18 protein-coding genes (1 of these 18 cut by a window edge) are annotated in these 17,500 nt (G+C 58.2%); 10 read left to right on the plus strand and 8 right to left on the minus strand.

What is annotated here, in order from left to right; genetic code table 11:
- Positions 1-16: 16 nt before the first annotated feature.
- Positions 17-1,225, minus strand: coding sequence for an ABC transporter permease (locus L3X40_RS16735; RefSeq protein WP_237366623.1), 1,209 nt, complete (start codon positions 1,223-1,225; stop codon positions 17-19).
- Positions 1,222-2,178: an ABC transporter ATP-binding protein gene (locus tag L3X40_RS16740; protein ID WP_445177204.1), complete on the minus strand. Its 957-nt coding sequence runs from the start codon at positions 2,176-2,178 to the stop codon at positions 1,222-1,224. Before L3X40_RS16740 ends, L3X40_RS16735 begins: the two co-directional genes overlap by 4 nt.
- 23 nt (positions 2,179-2,201) lie before the next feature.
- Here L3X40_RS16740 and queG point away from each other — a divergent pair, with 23 nt between their 5' ends.
- Positions 2,202-3,254, plus strand: coding sequence for a tRNA epoxyqueuosine(34) reductase QueG (gene queG, locus L3X40_RS16745; protein ID WP_237366625.1), 1,053 nt, complete (start codon positions 2,202-2,204; stop codon positions 3,252-3,254).
- 304 nt (positions 3,255-3,558) lie between these two features.
- On the plus strand, positions 3,559-4,395 hold the full coding sequence (locus tag L3X40_RS16750; RefSeq protein ID WP_237366626.1) for a hypothetical protein: 837 nt from the start codon (positions 3,559-3,561) through the stop codon (positions 4,393-4,395).
- A gap of 49 nt (positions 4,396-4,444) precedes the next feature.
- Here the strand turns inward: L3X40_RS16750 and L3X40_RS16755 are convergent, their stop codons facing one another.
- Complete coding sequence (locus tag L3X40_RS16755) at positions 4,445-4,816, minus strand: hypothetical protein (protein ID WP_237366627.1); 372 nt, start codon at positions 4,814-4,816, stop codon at positions 4,445-4,447.
- A 113-nt stretch (positions 4,817-4,929) separates the two neighbouring features.
- Here L3X40_RS16755 and L3X40_RS16760 point away from each other — a divergent pair, with 113 nt between their 5' ends.
- Positions 4,930-5,925: an adenosine kinase gene (locus tag L3X40_RS16760; RefSeq protein ID WP_237366628.1), complete on the plus strand. Its 996-nt coding sequence runs from the start codon at positions 4,930-4,932 to the stop codon at positions 5,923-5,925.
- A 123-nt stretch (positions 5,926-6,048) separates the two neighbouring features.
- On the opposite strand, the gene ppa is transcribed toward L3X40_RS16760, so the two are convergent.
- Positions 6,049-6,588 (minus strand): inorganic diphosphatase, encoded by a 540-nt coding sequence (ppa, locus tag L3X40_RS16765; protein WP_237366629.1) that lies wholly within the window; start codon positions 6,586-6,588, stop codon positions 6,049-6,051.
- Positions 6,589-6,611: 23 nt separating this feature from the next.
- Positions 6,612-8,564 (minus strand): M61 family metallopeptidase, encoded by a 1,953-nt coding sequence (locus L3X40_RS16770; RefSeq protein ID WP_237366630.1) that lies wholly within the window; start codon positions 8,562-8,564, stop codon positions 6,612-6,614.
- Between the two features lie 140 nt (positions 8,565-8,704).
- On the opposite strand from L3X40_RS16770, the gene hisS reads away from it, so the two are divergent.
- The 6 genes from hisS to L3X40_RS16800 all read left to right on the plus strand — a co-directional run bounded on the left by hisS (position 8,705) and on the right by L3X40_RS16800 (position 16,213).
- A complete protein-coding gene (hisS, locus tag L3X40_RS16775) occupies positions 8,705-10,018 on the plus strand; it encodes a histidine--tRNA ligase (protein WP_237366631.1) in 1,314 nt (437 codons plus the stop codon).
- The gene (gene prfA, locus L3X40_RS16780) at positions 10,015-11,106 is read left to right on the plus strand and encodes a peptide chain release factor 1 (RefSeq protein WP_237366632.1); all 1,092 of its coding nucleotides are present in this window, start codon (positions 10,015-10,017) and stop codon (positions 11,104-11,106) included. Before hisS ends, prfA begins: the two co-directional genes overlap by 4 nt.
- Complete coding sequence (gene prmC, locus L3X40_RS16785; RefSeq protein ID WP_237366633.1) at positions 11,093-11,911, plus strand: peptide chain release factor N(5)-glutamine methyltransferase; 819 nt, start codon at positions 11,093-11,095, stop codon at positions 11,909-11,911. The genes prfA and prmC overlap by 14 nt, the downstream gene beginning before the upstream one ends.
- Positions 11,912-12,207: 296 nt before the next feature.
- Positions 12,208-13,071, plus strand: a complete 864-nt coding sequence (locus L3X40_RS16790) for a DUF4167 domain-containing protein (protein ID WP_237366634.1) — start codon at positions 12,208-12,210, stop codon at positions 13,069-13,071.
- Positions 13,072-13,232: 161 nt separating this feature from the next.
- Entirely contained in the window at positions 13,233-14,645 is a 1,413-nt protein-coding gene (locus L3X40_RS16795; protein ID WP_237366635.1) for a DUF4139 domain-containing protein, read from the plus strand.
- 50 nt (positions 14,646-14,695) lie between these two features.
- Complete coding sequence (locus L3X40_RS16800; RefSeq protein WP_237366636.1) at positions 14,696-16,213, plus strand: DUF4139 domain-containing protein; 1,518 nt, start codon at positions 14,696-14,698, stop codon at positions 16,211-16,213.
- A 37-nt stretch (positions 16,214-16,250) separates the two neighbouring features.
- Here L3X40_RS16800 and L3X40_RS16805 read toward each other — a convergent pair whose 3' ends face one another.
- Together L3X40_RS16805 and L3X40_RS16810 are read right to left on the minus strand one after the other, a co-directional pair.
- Entirely contained in the window at positions 16,251-16,661 is a 411-nt protein-coding gene (locus tag L3X40_RS16805; protein WP_237366637.1) for an acyl-CoA thioesterase, read from the minus strand.
- Complete coding sequence (locus tag L3X40_RS16810; RefSeq protein WP_338331153.1) at positions 16,651-17,043, minus strand: hypothetical protein; 393 nt, start codon at positions 17,041-17,043, stop codon at positions 16,651-16,653. The genes L3X40_RS16805 and L3X40_RS16810 overlap by 11 nt, the downstream gene beginning before the upstream one ends.
- Between L3X40_RS16810 and L3X40_RS16815 the strand changes: the two genes are divergently transcribed.
- A complete protein-coding gene (locus tag L3X40_RS16815) occupies positions 17,036-17,464 on the plus strand; it encodes a CBS domain-containing protein (protein ID WP_237366638.1) in 429 nt (142 codons plus the stop codon). The two genes, L3X40_RS16810 and L3X40_RS16815, sit on opposite strands and share 8 nt — an antisense overlap.
- Before the next feature lie 12 nt (positions 17,465-17,476).
- Here the strand turns inward: L3X40_RS16815 and L3X40_RS16820 are convergent, their stop codons facing one another.
- Positions 17,477-17,500, minus strand: partial view of a lipopolysaccharide biosynthesis protein gene (locus L3X40_RS16820; protein ID WP_237366639.1) — the 3' end only. It continues 1,461 nt past the right edge of the window; 24 of the gene's 1,485 nt are visible here — the last part of the coding sequence; its start codon lies beyond the right edge, outside the window; it ends in the stop codon at positions 17,477-17,479.

Here is a 17,500-nt window from a genome sequence, read left to right on the forward strand (position 1 = left end):
ATCTGAGGCTTTTTGTTCAATCCAACTGGTACAGTTTTACACCGGAATCTTGCACAATTTTACCCCGACGTTGACAACCGGATTTCAACACATTCCGACGGAACAGGCCCACGCCCACGCGGATGATCATTCCGACGCAGAAAATCTGCCAGGGGATGGCAATCAGATGAGGCCATATGTCAGGCGACTGGGCGGCGTGGGCGATCATGGTGAAGGGCGAGCTTAAAGGGAATATCGCGGCCACGATTTCAGCGGTTTGACCAGGCTTGTTGACCGCGTATGAAGCAATAAAGAAGACGACCACTTGCCCCATGGTGACGGGCATGGACAGGGTCTGCACTTCCCGCACCGTCGATGCCTGCGCGCCGATGCCGATGAAAAGCGCGCCAAGCAGGGAATAGGCCGTGGTGAAATATATGATGCCAAGGGCGATGAAGGCAGGCCAGCCGACCGCAGGCGGGGGCAGTAGCGCCGTAAAGCCGAATGATGCGAAATAGATAATAAGCGCGGCGCCGCCCCAGATGGAAATGCCAACAAGCGACATGGCAAGCATCGCCATCAGCTTGCCGATGAAAATCGCGTCTATGGGAACGGCGGCGGCCAGTATTTCAATGATCTTGTTCGTTTTTTCCTCAACAAGATTGGACAGGACCATACCGGCAAGCAGCATGGTAAGGAGAAAGAGCAGCACCTGCGCCGCACGACCAGTCAGCAACCGCGCCTGTTGCTGGACGCCCTGACTTTGGGCCACCGCGTGGGTTTCCAGCCGGGTGATGGGGAGGGTGGCACCGGCGCGTGCGGTGCTGATGAGCAGAGAGACATCGCCTTCCACCCGGCGAATTTGACCTTTCTGTCCCGCCAGCACGGGCTGTTCCAATGTGCCTGACAGAACAGCGGAAACGCTGCCTTGCGGCTGATTCAACAGCGCGTCGACGCTGCTGCCTGGGGGACCTTCTCTCAAATCGGGTAGGCTATTCTCTCCAAGTTGGCTTGTGAGGCGATCATGCGCGCCCCGTAACGCCTGCATATCGGATGCTGTCATCAGGACGCCGATAACGGGCCGTTTTTCCTCGCCCGTCATATCCTGCCCCAAATGTCCGGCAAGCACGCCAATCACGACAGGGAACAGGGGGCCGAGCAGGAAGAAGATGAAGGCCTTGGAAAAAATGACTGCCGTAAAATCCCGCCGGGCGATGACAAAGGCGGCGCGCAGCAATTCCTTCATGCCGCATCCTCCTGTTCCGGCTCGTCCATTTCGCGCACCACCGTTTCCCCCGCGATGGCGACGAAAGCATCATGCAGGCCGGGCCGTTCGATGGCGAGCGCTTCAATCCCCGCATTGCCCTCCACCAGCGCTTTCAACAGTGGTTCGACGCCTCCTTCAGGCAGGGTGAAGTGCCAGACGGTTCCATCCACTCGCGTGTCAGGGGGAAGGGCGGCACGCCATGGCCCATCGGTCCGTCGGGTTTCCAGGCGAACTTGCGGACGCAAACGGTCGCGAGCATCCGACACCCGCCCTTCGAACCGGACCTTGCCGTCGGCGATTATGGCGATGCGTTCGCACAATCGTTCGGCATGGGCGATAACATGGGTGGAAAAAATGATGGTGACGCCATCGGCGGCCTTGCGGCGGATCAGTTGTTCGAGCTTGCCCTGATTGATCGCATCCAACCCTGAAAACGGTTCGTCCAGTACAATGAGCCGCGGTTCATGCACGATGGCGCCCAGCAATTGCACCGTTTGGGCCATGCCCTTGGATAGAGTGCGGATAGGCTTGTCCACTGCCGTTCCAAGTCCATGTTCGGTCATGAGTGCCCGTCCCCGCCGCCGTCCCTCGGCTAGCGGCAGGCCACGCAACGCGCCCATGAAAGCGATGGCGTCATAGGCCTTCATCGATGGATAAAGCCCGCGCTCTTCCGGCAGGTACCCAACCATGCGGACCATATCGATCGGCTTTTTCGCGCCCAGTAAATGGCGCGTCCCCGCATCGGGATCGATGATGCCCAGCAACATGCGCAGCAATGTCGTCTTGCCCGCGCCATTGGGTCCCAATATGCCGTAGATGCTGCCCCGGGGAACAGCTATATCGACGCCATCCACTGCACGGAAGGAACCGAAATCCTTGACAAGCCCATATGCTTCAACAGCATAGGGCGTTTGCATATCGTCCCCTGTCATCGGGGTCAGGATAGTCGCGCCATATGACAAGACAAGGCGAAAATATCGAAGAGCGCATCAAGGCGCAGGCGGCGGCGTTGGGCTTTGCCGATTGCGCGATCGCGCACGCCGACGCCGCGCCGAAAACTGCGGAGCGCCTTGCCCAATGGCTGTCGGAAGGACGGCATGGCGACATGATCTGGATGGAGGAGCGCGCCGCCCAGCGCGGGTCGCCGCAGGGGCTGTGGCCCGATGTGCGATCGGTCATCATGCTGGGAATGAGCTATGCCCCCGCGCGCGATCCGCTGGCATTGGAGCATGCGCAGGACATTGGCCGCATCTCGGTCTATGCGCAGGGGCAGGATTATCATGACGTCGTCAAAAAAGGCCTGAAAGCTCTCGCCCGCTGGATGATCGATGAAGCGGGCGGGGAATTGAAGGTGTTTGTCGACACTGCGCCCGTCATGGAAAAACCGCTTGCAGAAGCGGCGGGGCTTGGTTGGCAAGGCAAGCACAGCAATCTGGTCAGCCGCTCCCACGGAAGCTGGCTGTTTCTGGGCGCGATCTATACGACGCTGGACCTGTCACCAGACGTGCCGGGACGCGACCGCTGCGGCAGTTGCGATGCATGCCAGCGGGCCTGTCCTACCGATGCCTTTCCCGCGCCCTACCGCGTCGATGCACGCAAATGCATTTCCTATCTGACGATCGAGCATAAGGGGCCGATCCCGATCGAATATCGCGCTGCCATCGGCAACCGCATTTATGGCTGCGATGACTGTCTGGCGGTGTGCCCATGGAACAAGTTCGCCGACAGCGCGGCGGCGAACAAGGCCTTTATGGGCCGTTCGGAACTGGCTGCCCCTAGCTTGACAGATCTGCTGGAACTGGATGATGCGGCATTTCGCGCAGTGTTTGCAGGTTCCCCGATCAAGCGGATCGGCCGCGACCGGATGGTACGTAACGCAGCGATCGCGGCGGGGAATAGCGGTAATGCCGGATACAAGGTGCAATTGCAGCGATTGGCGCAGGATCAAAATGAGGTTGTGCGTGATGCGGCGGCATGGGCACTAGCGCAGTTATTGGAGGCGCGCTAGCGGCCCTTGCAGGGGCCATATGTCACCGACATGATAGTCGCCTCACCTCGATGGCTGTGGAGGTAATGGAAGCCCAACGTCCAGCGCGAGTGCAACAATCAAGATAGACAATTATTTCAAGTATATCAGGCTATTGACCATAGTCGTTATACTGCACATGCGATCAAAGTGGCGCAAAATTATGCTTCAGAAATAACCTATAGCAATTGCCACATTTTTGCCAAAATGGTATAAAGACTCAGACGACTATTCACATTGGGCAAGAAGGATCGGCCGTCAGTCATGTTTGACTGGAGGAAAGAAAATGCGCTGGCACGCTTTAACGATATCTATCGCGATTGTATCAACCAGTATCATGTCCGTAACGGCTTACGCCCAACCCGTCATGAAGGAAGATTGCTGGTATCCGGATGAACTTTCAGCTGCACAAGTTCAGAATTTTCAAACCATGTTAATGATAGGTACTTTCAAGTGTCTGGAAAAAATGCCGAGCACTCTTGAAAGTTATAAACTTTTTATGAATAATAAAAGAGACTTTCTTGTTCATAATAAAAATATAGTAATTTCACGTTTCATTAGACAGTATGGGCAATCGTCTGGAAATATGGCTTATATGAATTATGAAACAGGTGTTGGAAATCTTCATTCCATGAAAAACATCATTGATCGATGTGAAACCATTGGTGCCTATTCGCGGTTGGCGGCTAACGCCTCGGAGTCCGATCTGGTTGAGTTTTCGCGTACCGTGGCTGACAATTTGCTCGCGGTTGCCTGTCCCGCCGATCAGGGAAGTTCGGTTGCATCTATGGCTGTGACTCAGCCGCCTATGGCGGATTTGCGTACCGCAAGCACCGCTGCGACTACCCAGCCGACTGCTGCCTCGAATATGCCTGCCCCACTGAACGCGCCAGCCGCGACGGAGCCGGCATCTGGGCCGGCAGCGGTATTGAGCCCAAATGCTGAACCGCCCGTAGCAAATGCATCATTTGCTTCCGCACCAGAGCCGGTCGACATCGCAGATGCGCCTGCCACACCGACTGCGGCACAGGCACTGCAGGATGCGGCTCGAGCGTTAGCGCTGGCCGCCACGGCGCTGCAGGCGAAAGCTGCGACGCCGACCGAGGTCGCGGACTCCAATTAGGCTCGCCTGGATTATACCCCGGCCCACGTCGCCAAAACGGACGGAGCGATCAATTCGTCTGTAAGGATTGGATACATGCGCCTGTGTCGGTGTCGTTGCCATTTGGCAGCCGGGTATCGATATGCGTGACGATCGGTTCCTTCTTCCTGCCAGTTACATAAAGATAGGCATCAAGAACGCAGCGGCCATTGGTGAATTGCAATTTGCGGACGGTGCGCTCGCGGATGTCGAGGCGTGGCTGTCCGAACATGGCAACCAATTGGCGCGCGTCCCTGCCAGCGATCCCTTCGGGCGCGCTGCCGTAATGGGCCGCGCTGCGCATGGTCGGGGACGGGGCGGTGCCCACTGCAGCAGGGCCGACACAGCCCGGCAACAGCAGGATTAATGAACAGGGCAAGGCGGCAAAGCGAAAAACAGTCATCGCGCTTTCTTTGCGCGACACCGGGGGCAGGGTCAATCGTCCATTGCATCGCCGGGATGGGCCGTTTAGGCGAAACGTCCTGTTGCCATCCACCGGAATGAAAAGGACATAATGTGACGCAAGCCCGCCTGGACATTGTTGCTGTAGGCAACGCCATTGTCGATGTGATCGCACAGTCCGACGACGCTTTTCTGGCCAGTCATGCTCTCGCCAAGGGGGGTATGCAGCTGATCGACGCGGAAACGGCGGAGCTGCTGTACAGCAATATGGGTGCTGGAGTGGAAATCAGCGGTGGATCAGCCGCCAATACCCTGGCTGGAATGGCGGCCCTTGGCATGCAATGCGGCTTTATTGGGCAAGTACGCGACGATCAGTTGGGCAGCGTGTTCGCGCATGACATCCGTGCGCTTGGCATCCATTATATGACCGAGGCCCGAACGGAAGAGCCGCCGACGGCCCGCTGCCTGATTCTGGTCACACCCGATGCGCAGCGCACGATGAATACCTTTCTGGGGGCATCGCAATTTCTCCCGGCCTCCGCGCTTGATCCTGAATTGATCGCTTCGGCCCGGATGCTGTATCTGGAGGGCTATCTCTGGGACCCTGAAGAACCGCGCGCAGCCATGCGGTCGGCAATCGACATAGCCCGCAAGGCAGGACGGGAGGTCGCCTTCACCCTGTCCGACAATTTCTGCATCGATCGCCACCGTGACGATTTCCAGGCACTGATTCACAACGGCGATATCGATGTCCTGTTCGCCAATGAAGGCGAGATTCAGGCGCTCAACCAGATCGCCAATTTCGAGAAGGCGGTCGCCGCAACGGCGGGCAAGGTTCCCACGCTCGTGGTGACGCGCAGCGAAAAGGGTGCAATCGCGATTCGGGACGGCATGCGTTATGAAGTCGCTGCGGCGCCGGTCGAACATATCATCGATACGACGGGTGCTGGCGATTTGTTCGCGGCGGGGTTCCTGACCGGCTATTTGAGCGGTCGTCCTTTGAGTGTCAGTCTCGATATGGGTGCGATTGCCGCGGCAGAGGTTATTTCCCATTACGGCGCACGGCCGGAGGTCGATTTGCGGAGGCTGCTGGCGCAAAAACTGGGCTGATCGGTGGTTCTTCGGTATTGCTTCATTTGAAACATTGCCAAAGATAGTCCGTCACCCCCGCCGAGGCAGGGGTGACGAGATATGAGTGACGAAGAATGCCGCTCATCACCCAACCCAGCCGGATCAGGCGGCCTTGGCCTGCTTTGCGCGTTCGATGGCTTCCATTACAATATTGCGGGCTTCATCGGCATCGCCCCAAGTGCCGATCCGCACCCATTTCTTCGCTTCCAGATCTTTGTAATGGGTGAAGAAATGCTCGATCTGCTGCATCACGATTTCGGGCAGGTCGCCCTTTTCCCCCACCTTGCTGTAATAGGGAAAGGTGCCATCGACAGGCACGGTCAGCAGCTTTTCATCGCCACCCGCTTCATCTTCCAGCTTCAGCACAGCAATCGGGCGCACGCGCACCACGCAGCCGGGGACGAATGGCGAGCGCGCCACAACCAGCGCGTCCAGTGGATCGCCATCAGGGGAAAGCGTATGGGGGATGAAGCCGTAATTGGCGGGATAACGCATCGGCGTATGCAGAATGCGATCGACAAACAGGGCGCCTGATTTCTTGTCGAATTCATATTTGACGGGCTCGCCGCCAACGGGAACCTCGATAATGACGTTCAGGCTGTTGGGCGGATCGTCGCCGATCGGGATCAAGTCGATGTTCATTTCAAGCAAATCCTGTGTGAATATTAGCCGGCTGCCTTCAACAGCATGTCTATGCCGCCTTCACCCTCGCCTATTTTTTGCAGGTGCGGATAGACCAGTCCGCCCGAATAATCGAGATTTATATTGCGATATTTATCGCCCGACCGCACCAGCAGGGCAATTGGACCTTTGCCACCTTTGTTGGCGCTGACTGCCAGCTTCATCCGTTCCGCCGAAAAGGCGGTGCCGTTGACCGCGACCACGTTCATGCCGACGGCCAGACCGGCGTTGAAGGCGGGACTGTCCCATATGACGGCGGTGACTTCGCCGGCTTTCGACAGGTTCATGCCGGGGCCGTAGCTCAGGTCGACCGCGCCGGAACGATCCTCTGTATTTTTTACCGTGCTGTTGGGCGTGCTGGTATAAACCAGCCTATAGCCGCCTTTGGTGATACCGTCCTTGGGTGCCTGCCGGGAAAGATCGTTGACGCGTTTGCGCAAAAAGCCTGCCCAGTCATAGGGCGCGACGGTGTTCAGTGCTTGCGCCACATCCTCGAAGTCATAGGTTTTGACACCCCAATCCCCGTCACGCCCGCCAAAAAACAGCTTGGCGAAATCATCGAGGGACTTCCTGCCGCCCGACAGCTGCCGCAGCAGGCCATCCGCCTCCAGCCAGATGAGCAGACCTTCATTATAATAATCCTCGGCCCGCTGCCAGCTTGTCCATGGCTTGGGACGACGGGCGGCGATGATTGGATCGTGCGTCGTATCTTCCAGCGGACGCCATTGTCGCCCTACCCGCTGGTCGAGGCTGGCGGCAATTGCGGCGATGGCGTCGAGGGTTTCGTCCTTGGTATAAAGCCCCGACCGGGCGCCCAGCACATAGCCCCAGAATTGCGTCTGTCCTTCATAGACCCAAAGCAGATTGTCCTGCATGGGCGTGCTGAAATCCGGGGTCCACAGGCCATTGGGCCGGCGATATTTTCCGTTCCAGCTATGAGCCAGTTCATGGGGGAGCAGATTGCGGCGGCCGGGGCCCTTGGCCCAATCTGTGAAATATTCCGGCTCCACGCCATTTTCGGAACTGCGATGATGTTCCAGACCAATGCTGCCCATCTGATCGGTCAGCGCCAGCAGAAAATCATAATGGTCGAACTGTTCCGTGCCGAACAAAACGCGCGCTTGCGCCACCAGTCGTTTGTGCACTTCGATCTGTTCAGGCGTGGCGGCCAGAAAGCGCGCCTCGTCAGCAACGATGTTCAGTCGAACCTTGGGCGACAGATCGATGCGCCGGAAATATTTGCCCGCGAAGACTGGCGAATCGACCAGCGTGTCATAATCGGTTGCTTCATATGTAGTGGTCATGCCCGATGTGCCTGCCGACCGCAGCGCGGTCGCCGCCTGCCATCCTGCGGGATAGGTGACGCTCGCCTGCACAGGAATGTTGCGGACATAATAGCCCGCCGGATAGAGCGAAACCGATTGCCATTGCAGGTTCAGCATCGCAGGCGTCATGACGATGCGGCCCTGATCTGCATCGGTCGCCGATACGAACTGAAATGCGACAGAAAGTTCGCGCGCGCCGTCTGGCACGGAAAGGTGGAACGCATAGACGTTCAACGGATCACGGGTCCAGGGGACCGGCTTTCCGTTCGCGCTGATCACAAGGCCGGTGAGTTTTTCGATCTGGCCGCGCGGGGCATGAGTGCCCGGCAGCCATTGGGGGTAGAGCAGGGTGAGCGGCCCGGAACTGGCCACCGGAATGATCTGCTTGACGCGAAAGATGTTCTGTACTGTGTCGGTCGCATCGACCATCAGGCGCATCGTGCCGGGATAGGCAATGTCGCGGGCGGCGGGCACGGCATTGATGACCGGCAACGCGGACGGCTTGCTATTTTGAAGATCGGGGAGCGCGGAAACGCTCTTTTGCGCGATGGCTTGAGGGCTTGCCAAAAGAAAAAGCAGCGCGCCAAAGGCAATGACCGGCTTTTTGAACATGATTTATTTCTCCGGTTTGGATCATGGGTCAGGGACCAACATGACGGGTGCAACTCTGCGCGTCCAGACTGATGCTTTCTCTTTGACAGTTTGGAAGCTTCTATTTCCGTTTTGCGAAAATCCCGCTAGAGGGCGCTGCCATGGCCAGAATAGAGACACCCCGCCCGATACGCGGCACACAGGATATGATGGGCGAGCAGGCAGAGCGCTTTGCGCATGTCGTTGCGGCTTTTGACCGGGTGCGCCGCCTTTATGGCTTTCAGCGGATAGAGGTGCCGGTGTTCGAAAGCACCGCCGTCTTCGCCCGCTCGCTGGGCGAAAGCACCGACGTCGTGTCGAAGGAAATGTACACGTTCGAAGACCGTGGCGGCGACAGCCTGACCCTGCGTCCGGAATTTACCGCCGGGATCGCGCGCGCCTATATCACTGAGGGCTGGCAGCAATATGCGCCGATGAAGGTGGCGACGCACGGGCCGCTGTTCCGTTATGAACGCCCGCAAAAGGGCCGCTTTCGTCAGTTTCACCAACTGGACGCCGAAATCATCGGCGCGGCTGAACCGGGCGCGGATGTTGAACTGCTGGTGTTTGCGGATCAGCTTATACGCGAACTGGGTATTTCGGACGGTGTGACGCTGACGCTCAACACATTAGGGGATGCGCCGAGCCGCGAGGCGTGGCGCGCGGGCCTGATCGCGCATTTCGACGCGCGCCGCGATGAGTTGTCGGAGGATAGCCGCGACCGTCTGACCCGCAACCCGCTGCGTATCTTGGACAGCAAAGACCCCCGCGACCGCCCCGCCGCCGACAGCGCGCCGGACATTGACGAATTTCTGACCGACGAGGCCCGCGCCTTTTTTGACAAGGTGACGAGCGGGCTTGATGCCGCAGGGGTCGCATGGGAACGCAATGCGCGACTGGTGCGCGGTCTCGACTATTATCGTCACACCGCGTTCGAATTCGTCACTGACCGGCTGGGCGCGCAGGGCACTGTGCTGGGCGGTGGGCGCTATGACGGGCTGATCGAAAATCTGGGCGGGCCGGTGACGCCTGCTGTGGGCTGGGCCGCCGGGATTGAGCGGTTGGCGATGCTGATTGATGCGCCTGAGGCGGAAAAACCAGAAATTGCAGTGGTGCCTGAAAAACCATCTGTAGAAACCGAAGCTCTATCCATTGCTCATGTTCTGAGGCGGAAGGGCTATTCTGTCGAGCTTGCTTTTCGGGGAAATGCAAAGCGACGGGTTGAATTGGCCAATAAGAAGGGCGTTGAGGCCATTCTTTTTGTCCGCGAAACGGAGAAAGCCTCCCAAAAGCTTAATCTCACGCATATTTCGCGAGATATTGAAAAGGCTGAAAAACTCTTCTTTAAGATACTAGAGGCCCTCCCAGAGAATTATAATCAGCTTTCCGGTGACGAAGACCCGCAAGCTAAAAAATACTTGGGCAAAGAAGGTTGATGCAAATCTCCCCCGATACAATTCGCGCCATTGAAGCGCGCCGGGATGAGGTACAGGCCAATATGTCCCGCCCGGACCTGCCAGCGGAGGAATTTGTCCGTCTGTCGAAGGAATATGCCGAGCTGGAACCGGTCGCGCAGGCTGCGCATGAAGTGCGACGTCTGCGGCAGGAGTTGAAGTCGCTCGAATATATGACGGGGCCGGAAGGCGACCCGGAAATGCGTGAGATGGCCGAGGAGGAAATGCGGGCGCTTAAAAGCCAACTGCCCGAGGCCGAGCGCGCTCTTGCCCTGCAATTGCTGCCAAGGGATTCCGCCGATGCGCGGCCTGCCATGCTGGAAATTCGCGCCGGGACGGGCGGAGACGAGGCGGCGCTGTTCGCGGGCGACCTGTTCCGCATGTACAGCCGCTATGCCGAAGAGCGCGGTTGGAAGGTCGAATTGATCTCCGCCAGCGCATCCGAAATGGGTGGATATAAGGAAGTGGTCGCGAGCGTTACCGGCACAGGCGTATTCGCGCGCCTTAAATTCGAAAGCGGCGTCCACCGGGTTCAACGCGTGCCGGTGACCGAAAGCGGCGGGCGCATCCACACCTCCGCCGCGACAGTTGCCGTGTTACCGGAACCGGAGGAGGTCGACGTTCAGATCAACGAGGCAACCGATCTGCGCATCGACGTCTATCGCGCGTCGGGGTCCGGCGGGCAGCATGTGAACACGACCGACAGCGCCGTCCGCATTACCCATTTGCCGACCGGCCTTGTCGTGACGCAACAGGACGAAAAATCGCAGCACAAGAACAAGGCAAAGGCGCTGAAAATCCTTCGCACCCGCCTTTATGAGCAGGAGCGCGAGCGCACGCAAAGCGAACAGGCGGGGGCGCGCAAGGCTATGGTGGGATCGGGTGACCGGTCCGAGCGCATCCGCACCTATAATTTCCCGCAAGGGCGCGTGACCGATCATCGAATCAACCTGACGCTCCATCGCCTGCCCGAAATATTGGAGGGGCCGGGACTAGAAGAGGTCATTACAGCACTGATTGCAGAGGATGAGGCCAGCCGCATGGCCCAACTCGACAATGCAGGCGCCTGACGCCCTGCGCCACGCCGCCGCGCGGCTTTCCGGCAAGAGTGAAACGCCCCGGCTCGACGCGGAACTGCTGTTGGCCTGTGCATTGGGAATGGATCGGGGCGAATTGCTGGTCAAATTTCACGACCTGGCTGTCCCGGACGCATTTGCGGGGCTGGTCGAACGGCGTGCGGCGGGAGAGCCGGTTGCCTATATTACCGGCATGCGCGACTTCTGGACCATCAGCCTGCATGTCACGCCCGACGTCCTTATTCCCCGGCCCGATACAGAGACATTGCTGGAAGCGGCGGTCGAATATTTCGGCAAGGCGGGGCCGCGCCGGATATTGGACCTTGGCACAGGGTCGGGCGCGCTTTTGCTTGCCGCGTTGGACGAATGGCGGGATGCGACAGGACTGGGCGTGGATAGTTCGGATGCTGCGCTGACGATTGCCCATGGAAATGCCGAGCGATTGGGTATGGAGAACCGGGCGCGGTTCCGGCTGGGTGATTGGGGGGCGGGGATAGAGGAGCGGTTTGACCTGATCCTCATCAATCCGCCGTATATCAGTACGCAGGCGATGTTGCCGCGTGATGTCGTGGGGCATGAACCGCATGCGGCGCTGTTTGCCGGATCGGATGGCCTCGACGATTATCGCCGGATTGCGCCGCAATTGCCCGGATTGCTGGAGAAGAACGGCATGGCGGCGGTCGAAATCGGCTTCGATCAGGGGCAGGCCGCATCGGCGTTGTTTGCCGCAGCAAAGCTGGTCGTACATGTCCGCCCGGATCTGGCCGGGCGCGACCGTTGCCTGTTGATCACCGCCTGAAAATTTGAAAAGGCGGGAACAGGGCCTATATTGTGGTAAGCGCCCGGCTTTTTCGCAGTAGCCAGAGATTTTTCTTGGTTTCTTCTCGCGGACGGTTTAACAGCGGTTTTAGGGGCGGCTTCATTCAGTATCGTGGATAGCCCGCACCTGCTCCCATAGTCATGAAGACGCTGACGTCCGGCGGCTCTGGCAAAAAACGGATCGGTATTGCCGTGGCAGTCCGGTTCCATCGGGGAATACGCATCCATTATCGGGAGCGATGCTTTTTAGGATGTTATTGAAACAAGGACTTAACGTTGATCAATAATCGTCAGCCCGGTCGCCGTCGTGGCCGGAACAACCCGCGTCCGCAAGGTAATGGCCGCAGCGGAGATTCGGGAAATCGTATAGATAGTCGTGCCCGCGGCAATGCCACCCAGCTTCTTGAGAAATACAAGAATCTGGCGCGGGACGCCCAAATGCAGGGCGACCGGGTGAACGCAGAATATTATCTGCAGTTTGCCGATCATTATTTCCGTGTGCTCGCCGACAATCGGGTCCGGCAGGAAGAGCAGCAGCCCAATCGTCGTCCGCGTGAGGACAACCGCTATGATAGCGAAGACGAGTATGATGGCGAACAGGGCAACCAGAGCGAGGATGGGCAGGACGAGAGTCGGTTTCCCCAGTCCGGCGACAGGAACGCGCGTGATGATGGCCGCCGACAAGACCAGTCGTTTCGTCGTGATCAACCGCGGCAGGATCGCGCGCCCCGTGAGCGTACATCAGAAAACAGGTTTGCCGAAGCAAGGCCTCAGGTTGAAGCTCAGACAGAAGCTCCAGCAACTGAAACTGAAAGCGAATCTCCGCCCGTAAAACGTGCGCCGCGCCAGCGGACACCGCGTGAGCGTGCATCAGGTGACAGGGTTGCCAAGGCAGAGGCTCCGGTTGAAGCTCAAACGGAAACTCCATCCTCGTCAGCGGCCGATGAAAACGAGTCTCCACGCGCGTCGCGCCAGCGCCGCCCTCGCAAGGAAGAAGAGGTCAAGGATCATGGCATAATGGATGCTGCGATCCTCCCTCCCTCGATTTCGAAGGCGGACAATGACAGCGACGGGGAGGATGCACCCGCGCCGCGCAAACGGACACGGCGCGTACGCCCGTCGACGGAAGCGGCGGAATAGATTCGACGCGAAAACCCGTCCGTTCATCGCGCGGTCAAATAGGAAGCCTAAATAGAGGGGCAGCGCTGGTCAAAAGCGCTGCCCCTTTTCTATTGTCCGGTAAAGATGCTTTTCCGGGAGAAGAAAATCGGGCAGTTTGAAATGCATAAGGAGATAACCCAATGCGCACCGCCCATTTCTTGTCCCTCATTTTATGCGCGGCGCCGTCTGCCTTATTTGCACAGGCGGGAGCAGGGACTGCGCAAGGCGATCTGTCCGTCACCATTTACAATAATAATCAGGCGCTGGTGCAGGATGTACGTCAGCTTTCGATTCCAGTTGGGACGACGCGTCTGGAATTCCCGGATGTATCGGCGCAGATCAGGCCAGAGACGGTGTCCTTCAATGCATCGGGCGCGTCTATCGTGGAGCAAAATTTCGACTTCGATCTGCTTTCTCCCGATAAGTTGATGGAAAAGGCGGTGGGCCAGACCGTTACTATCGTTCGCACCAACCCGGCCACAGGTGCGGAAGTGCGGCAGCAGGCGAAGGTTCTGGCGGTCAATGGCGGCGTGGTATTGCAGATTGGCGGGCAGATTGAGGTATTGCGTGACGATGGACTGCCTGTCCGGGTGATCTTTGACAAGGTGCCGCCCAATTTACGGCCCCGCCCTACTTTGTCGGTGACGGTGGACAGCGACCGGGCGGGAACGCGCGCCGCATCTCTGCGCTATTTGACGCCTGGCCTTGGCTGGAGCGCGGATTATGTTGCGCTATACGACGAAAAGGCGAGCAAGATCGACGTGCAGGGATGGGTGACGCTGACAAACAACAGCGGCACAACATACAACAATGCTGCCACGCTGCTGGTGGCGGGGAGCGTCAACCAAGGGCGTAATGGCGGCATAGCGCCGAAACCCATGTATGCGCCACCACCGCGTAATAATATTAGACAGGCCGGAACCGAAACGGCTGGTCGTGAACAGTTGGGCGACTATTATCTCTATCCGATCAGTGGCCGCACGACGATTGCCGACCGCCAGACCAAGCAGGTGAGTTTTCTGGACGTGCAGGGCGTGCCTGCGCAACGCTCGTACGAATATCGGGTGGGCTGGCTGCAGACGATAGAGGAGCCGCAAAGCTTCAACACCGTCCTGAAATTTTCATCCAGCAGCAAGGGCGGCCTAGGCGATGCGTTGCCCGCCGGTACGGTACGCTTTTATATGAAGGATGCATCGGGCGCGCCACAGTTCATCGGTGAAAACGGTATTGGTCATACGCCGATGGGCAGCGAACTGGCGCTGGCCACTGGTCAGGCATTCGATGTGAAGGTGAAAACGACGGTTGAAAAGCGCGAGCGCTTGTCCAGCAGCAAATGGCGTTCGGCCATGCGCTATGAAATCACCAATGCCAAAGCCATCCCGGTTCAGGTGGATCTGACCCAGGGGGGGCTTGATTTCTGGTTGGATGACACTCGAATCATTGAGGAAAGCCAGAAAAGCCGGCGGGTCAGCAGCGATGCGACGCGTTGGACAGTGGACGTTCCGGCCAACGGGAGCATGACGGTCACGGCGACTTTTGAAACGCGGTACTGACTATGTTTGCCGCTTTTCGGAATTGGAGATTCGGGGCTTTTCTGTTGCTGATGTCCGTAGCGGCCCCCGCAACCGCGCAGAGTGTCATCACTTCACCGCATCCGGATTCCACGTCAGTTACCATATACCGTGATCCCGATCGGGGTGACGGCGGTATCAACCTGAATTGGTTGAACGGCTTTGCGCTTATTACCGAACACCGGCGAATCAGCCTTCCCGTGGGGGAATCGGTGATTCGCTTTGAAGGCGTGGCCAATGGCATGATCGCGGTCAGCGCGGTGGTCACTGGCCTGCCCGGCGGCGTTGTACAAAAAAACAGGGATGCGGCGCTATTATCGCCTGCTGCCTTGCTCGATGGAACATTGGGTAATCGCGTCCATATCCGCCGCACCAATCCGGCCACTGGCAAGGTCACGGAAGAAGACGCGGTGATTCGCTCAGGTTCTGACAACGCGGTGGTTCTGCAAACGGCGCACGGATATGAAGGGCTGCGTTGTTCAGGGCTTCCTGAAACCATAGTGTATGACGCCATACCTGCCGGACTTTCGGCCAAGCCGACATTGTCGGTCACGACCCGCAGTGAGCAGGCGGTCACGGCGGACGTCACCCTCACCTACCTTGCCACCGGCTTTGACTGGGCAGCGCATTATGTGGCGCGGGTGAATGACGATGGAAAGACGCTGGACCTGTTCGGTTGGCTGACGGTCGCCAACAGCAACGATATCAGTTTTGCCGATTCACAATTGCTTGCGGTGGCGGGGCGGGTGAATCGGGAAAGCGATTATGACGCGTTGGTGGAACAAGCTCCTTCCCCACAACTTAATCTGCGCTGCTGGCCGATGGACACGACCAGCACCGTGCAAATGCAATATTATGAACGCATGATGGAGGGGGCACTATCACCTCCGCCGATGATGGCGCCTGCCGCCATGGCTATGGCCAAATCCATGGACGAAGTCACCGTGACGGCCCAGCGCCGGGCGGTGCAGGAGGATTTGGGTGATTTGAAGCTGTATCGCGTACCCATGCGCGTGGACGTCAACGCCAATGGCCAAAAGCAGGTGGCGCTTCTGGAAAAGCGCAAAGTGCCGTTCGACCATTTATATGGCGCGACGATCTGGCCAGAGAATGTCGATGACGCTGTGCCGCTGCATATGTTGATTCGTATGCGGAACCGGGAAAGGGATGGGCTTGGTTTGCCGCTTCCATCAGGTGGAATCGCCCTATTCGAACCGGCAAGGGATGTGCAATTGCTCGTCGGTGAAGACGACTTGCGCGATCATGCCATTGGCGAAGAGATAGAGGCGGAAATAGGGGGCAGCCCGCAGCTTCATTATCAGGTGCAGACGACCAGCAGGGATGGAAAGCAGGCACGCTACCGCCTGAACATCAGCAATGCCAATGACCGGGCCGCTGCGGTGGAGATTCGGTTGCAACAGTCGGACGCCTTCCAATATGGCCGGACCAGCGCCAAACTCGGCAAGAAAAATGGTGACCTGCTCTGGAAGGTGACAGTCCCGGCTAATGGATCATCGCAGCTTGATTATGTCCTGATCCACAGGGATTGAGTGGTTGCTTGACCCGTCAGGCACCTTCCTGTTGCGATCATCCAACAGCGCACGGGTCCGGCAATGTTCTTGGGCGGTGATTTTCGTCCAGCGCGACAAAGGTGAAGAGACCGCTGGTAACGCGTATTTCTTCTCTTGCCGGACCACGGGTGGCAATGACGTCGAGACGGATTGCCACCGATGTGCGTCCGCGGCGATCGACCTCGGCATAGACGGAAATGATGTCCTGCAGCAGAACCGGCGCGATGAACTGCATTGCTTCGATGGCGACGGTGGCAACCGGTCCCAGCGCCTCTCGCGTCGCAAGAATGCCGCCAGCAATATCCATTTGGGCAAGAACCCAGCCACCAAATATGTGCCCATTGGTGTTGATATCGCCGGGGTGGGGCACCGTGCGCAGGATCGGGTCGCGTCCGGCAGACAGGTTTGTGCTGGCCTTACTCGTCATTGTCTATCCTATCATTTGCCAGGGCATCATTCAGCGGGTCATAGATATGCTCATCATGGCCCGTACCGCTCGACAGGAACACCAGACCCATCAATGCCGCCGCCAGCAGAACCGTAAAGCCTATTCCCAAAGCTGCCGCAATCATCATGTGGATCGACGGCACACCGTTCCACCACCAGAGCAATCCCAAGGCTATAATGACGCATAGCAAGGCCACCAACAACATCCAGCGCATGATTCGCCAATAGCGCCCCCAGGCAAAGGCGGCATATTCCGGGTCATCCAACGCTGATTTTCGTTCATCCATCTCTTTTCTTTGGGGGCGGGGCGTGTGATCATCAACCCCGTTACAAAAGAAGAGGAGGGAATCGATCATGACCATAGCGGCAATCCTGCAAAACAAGGGCAGCGATGTGGTGCAGGTGAAGAGCGGCGATTCCATGCGATCTGCCGTGGCGTTGCTGGCCGAACGCCGAATCGGCTGCTTACCCGTGGTAGATGGCGATGAAGTGGTGGGCATTTTTTCTGAACGCGATGTTGTGCAGCAGGTTGCGAGCCACGGCGTGGAGATCCTCGACGCACCGGTGTCGCAGGTGATGACCTCACCGGCGCTCACAGTGACGCCCACGATGTCGGTCCTTACGGCTTTGTCGTTGATGACGCAGCGGCGGCTTCGTCACTTACCCGTCATTGAAACGGGCAAGATGGTCGGGTTCGTGTCGATTGGCGACCTTGTGAAATATCGAATCGATCGCATCGAATCAGAAGCAAGCGCACTGCGGGACTATATTCAAAACGTCTGATTGGCTTGGCGTTCAAATGGCAGCGACGATGCGGCG

It is taken from the genome of Rhizorhapis sp. SPR117 (assembly GCF_021742065.1).

Excerpts from the sequence above, each read along its gene's own strand:
- hisS (WP_237366631.1), top strand. The coding sequence starts at position 8,705 with ATGGCCAGAATAGAGACACCCCGCCCGATACGCGGCACACAGGATATG.
- L3X40_RS16735 (WP_237366623.1), bottom strand. The coding sequence starts at position 1,225 with ATGAAGGAATTGCTGCGCGCCGCCTTTGTCATCGCCCGGCGGGATTTT.
- prmC (WP_237366633.1), top strand. The coding sequence starts at position 11,093 with ATGCAGGCGCCTGACGCCCTGCGCCACGCCGCCGCGCGGCTTTCCGGC.
- queG (WP_237366625.1), top strand. The coding sequence starts at position 2,202 with ATGACAAGACAAGGCGAAAATATCGAAGAGCGCATCAAGGCGCAGGCG.
- L3X40_RS16810 (WP_338331153.1), bottom strand. The coding sequence starts at position 17,043 with ATGGTCATGATCGATTCCCTCCTCTTCTTTTGTAACGGGGTTGATGAT.
- L3X40_RS16795 (WP_237366635.1), top strand. The coding sequence starts at position 13,233 with ATGCGCACCGCCCATTTCTTGTCCCTCATTTTATGCGCGGCGCCGTCT.
- L3X40_RS16805 (WP_237366637.1), bottom strand. The coding sequence starts at position 16,661 with ATGACGAGTAAGGCCAGCACAAACCTGTCTGCCGGACGCGACCCGATC.
- L3X40_RS16740 (WP_445177204.1), bottom strand. The coding sequence starts at position 2,178 with ATGACAGGGGACGATATGCAAACGCCCTATGCTGTTGAAGCATATGGG.
- ppa (WP_237366629.1), bottom strand. The coding sequence starts at position 6,588 with ATGAACATCGACTTGATCCCGATCGGCGACGATCCGCCCAACAGCCTG.
- L3X40_RS16770 (WP_237366630.1), bottom strand. The coding sequence starts at position 8,564 with ATGTTCAAAAAGCCGGTCATTGCCTTTGGCGCGCTGCTTTTTCTTTTG.
- L3X40_RS16750 (WP_237366626.1), top strand. The coding sequence starts at position 3,559 with ATGCGCTGGCACGCTTTAACGATATCTATCGCGATTGTATCAACCAGT.
- L3X40_RS16800 (WP_237366636.1), top strand. The coding sequence starts at position 14,696 with ATGTCCGTAGCGGCCCCCGCAACCGCGCAGAGTGTCATCACTTCACCG.
- L3X40_RS16755 (WP_237366627.1), bottom strand. The coding sequence starts at position 4,816 with ATGACTGTTTTTCGCTTTGCCGCCTTGCCCTGTTCATTAATCCTGCTG.
- L3X40_RS16815 (WP_237366638.1), top strand. The coding sequence starts at position 17,036 with ATGACCATAGCGGCAATCCTGCAAAACAAGGGCAGCGATGTGGTGCAG.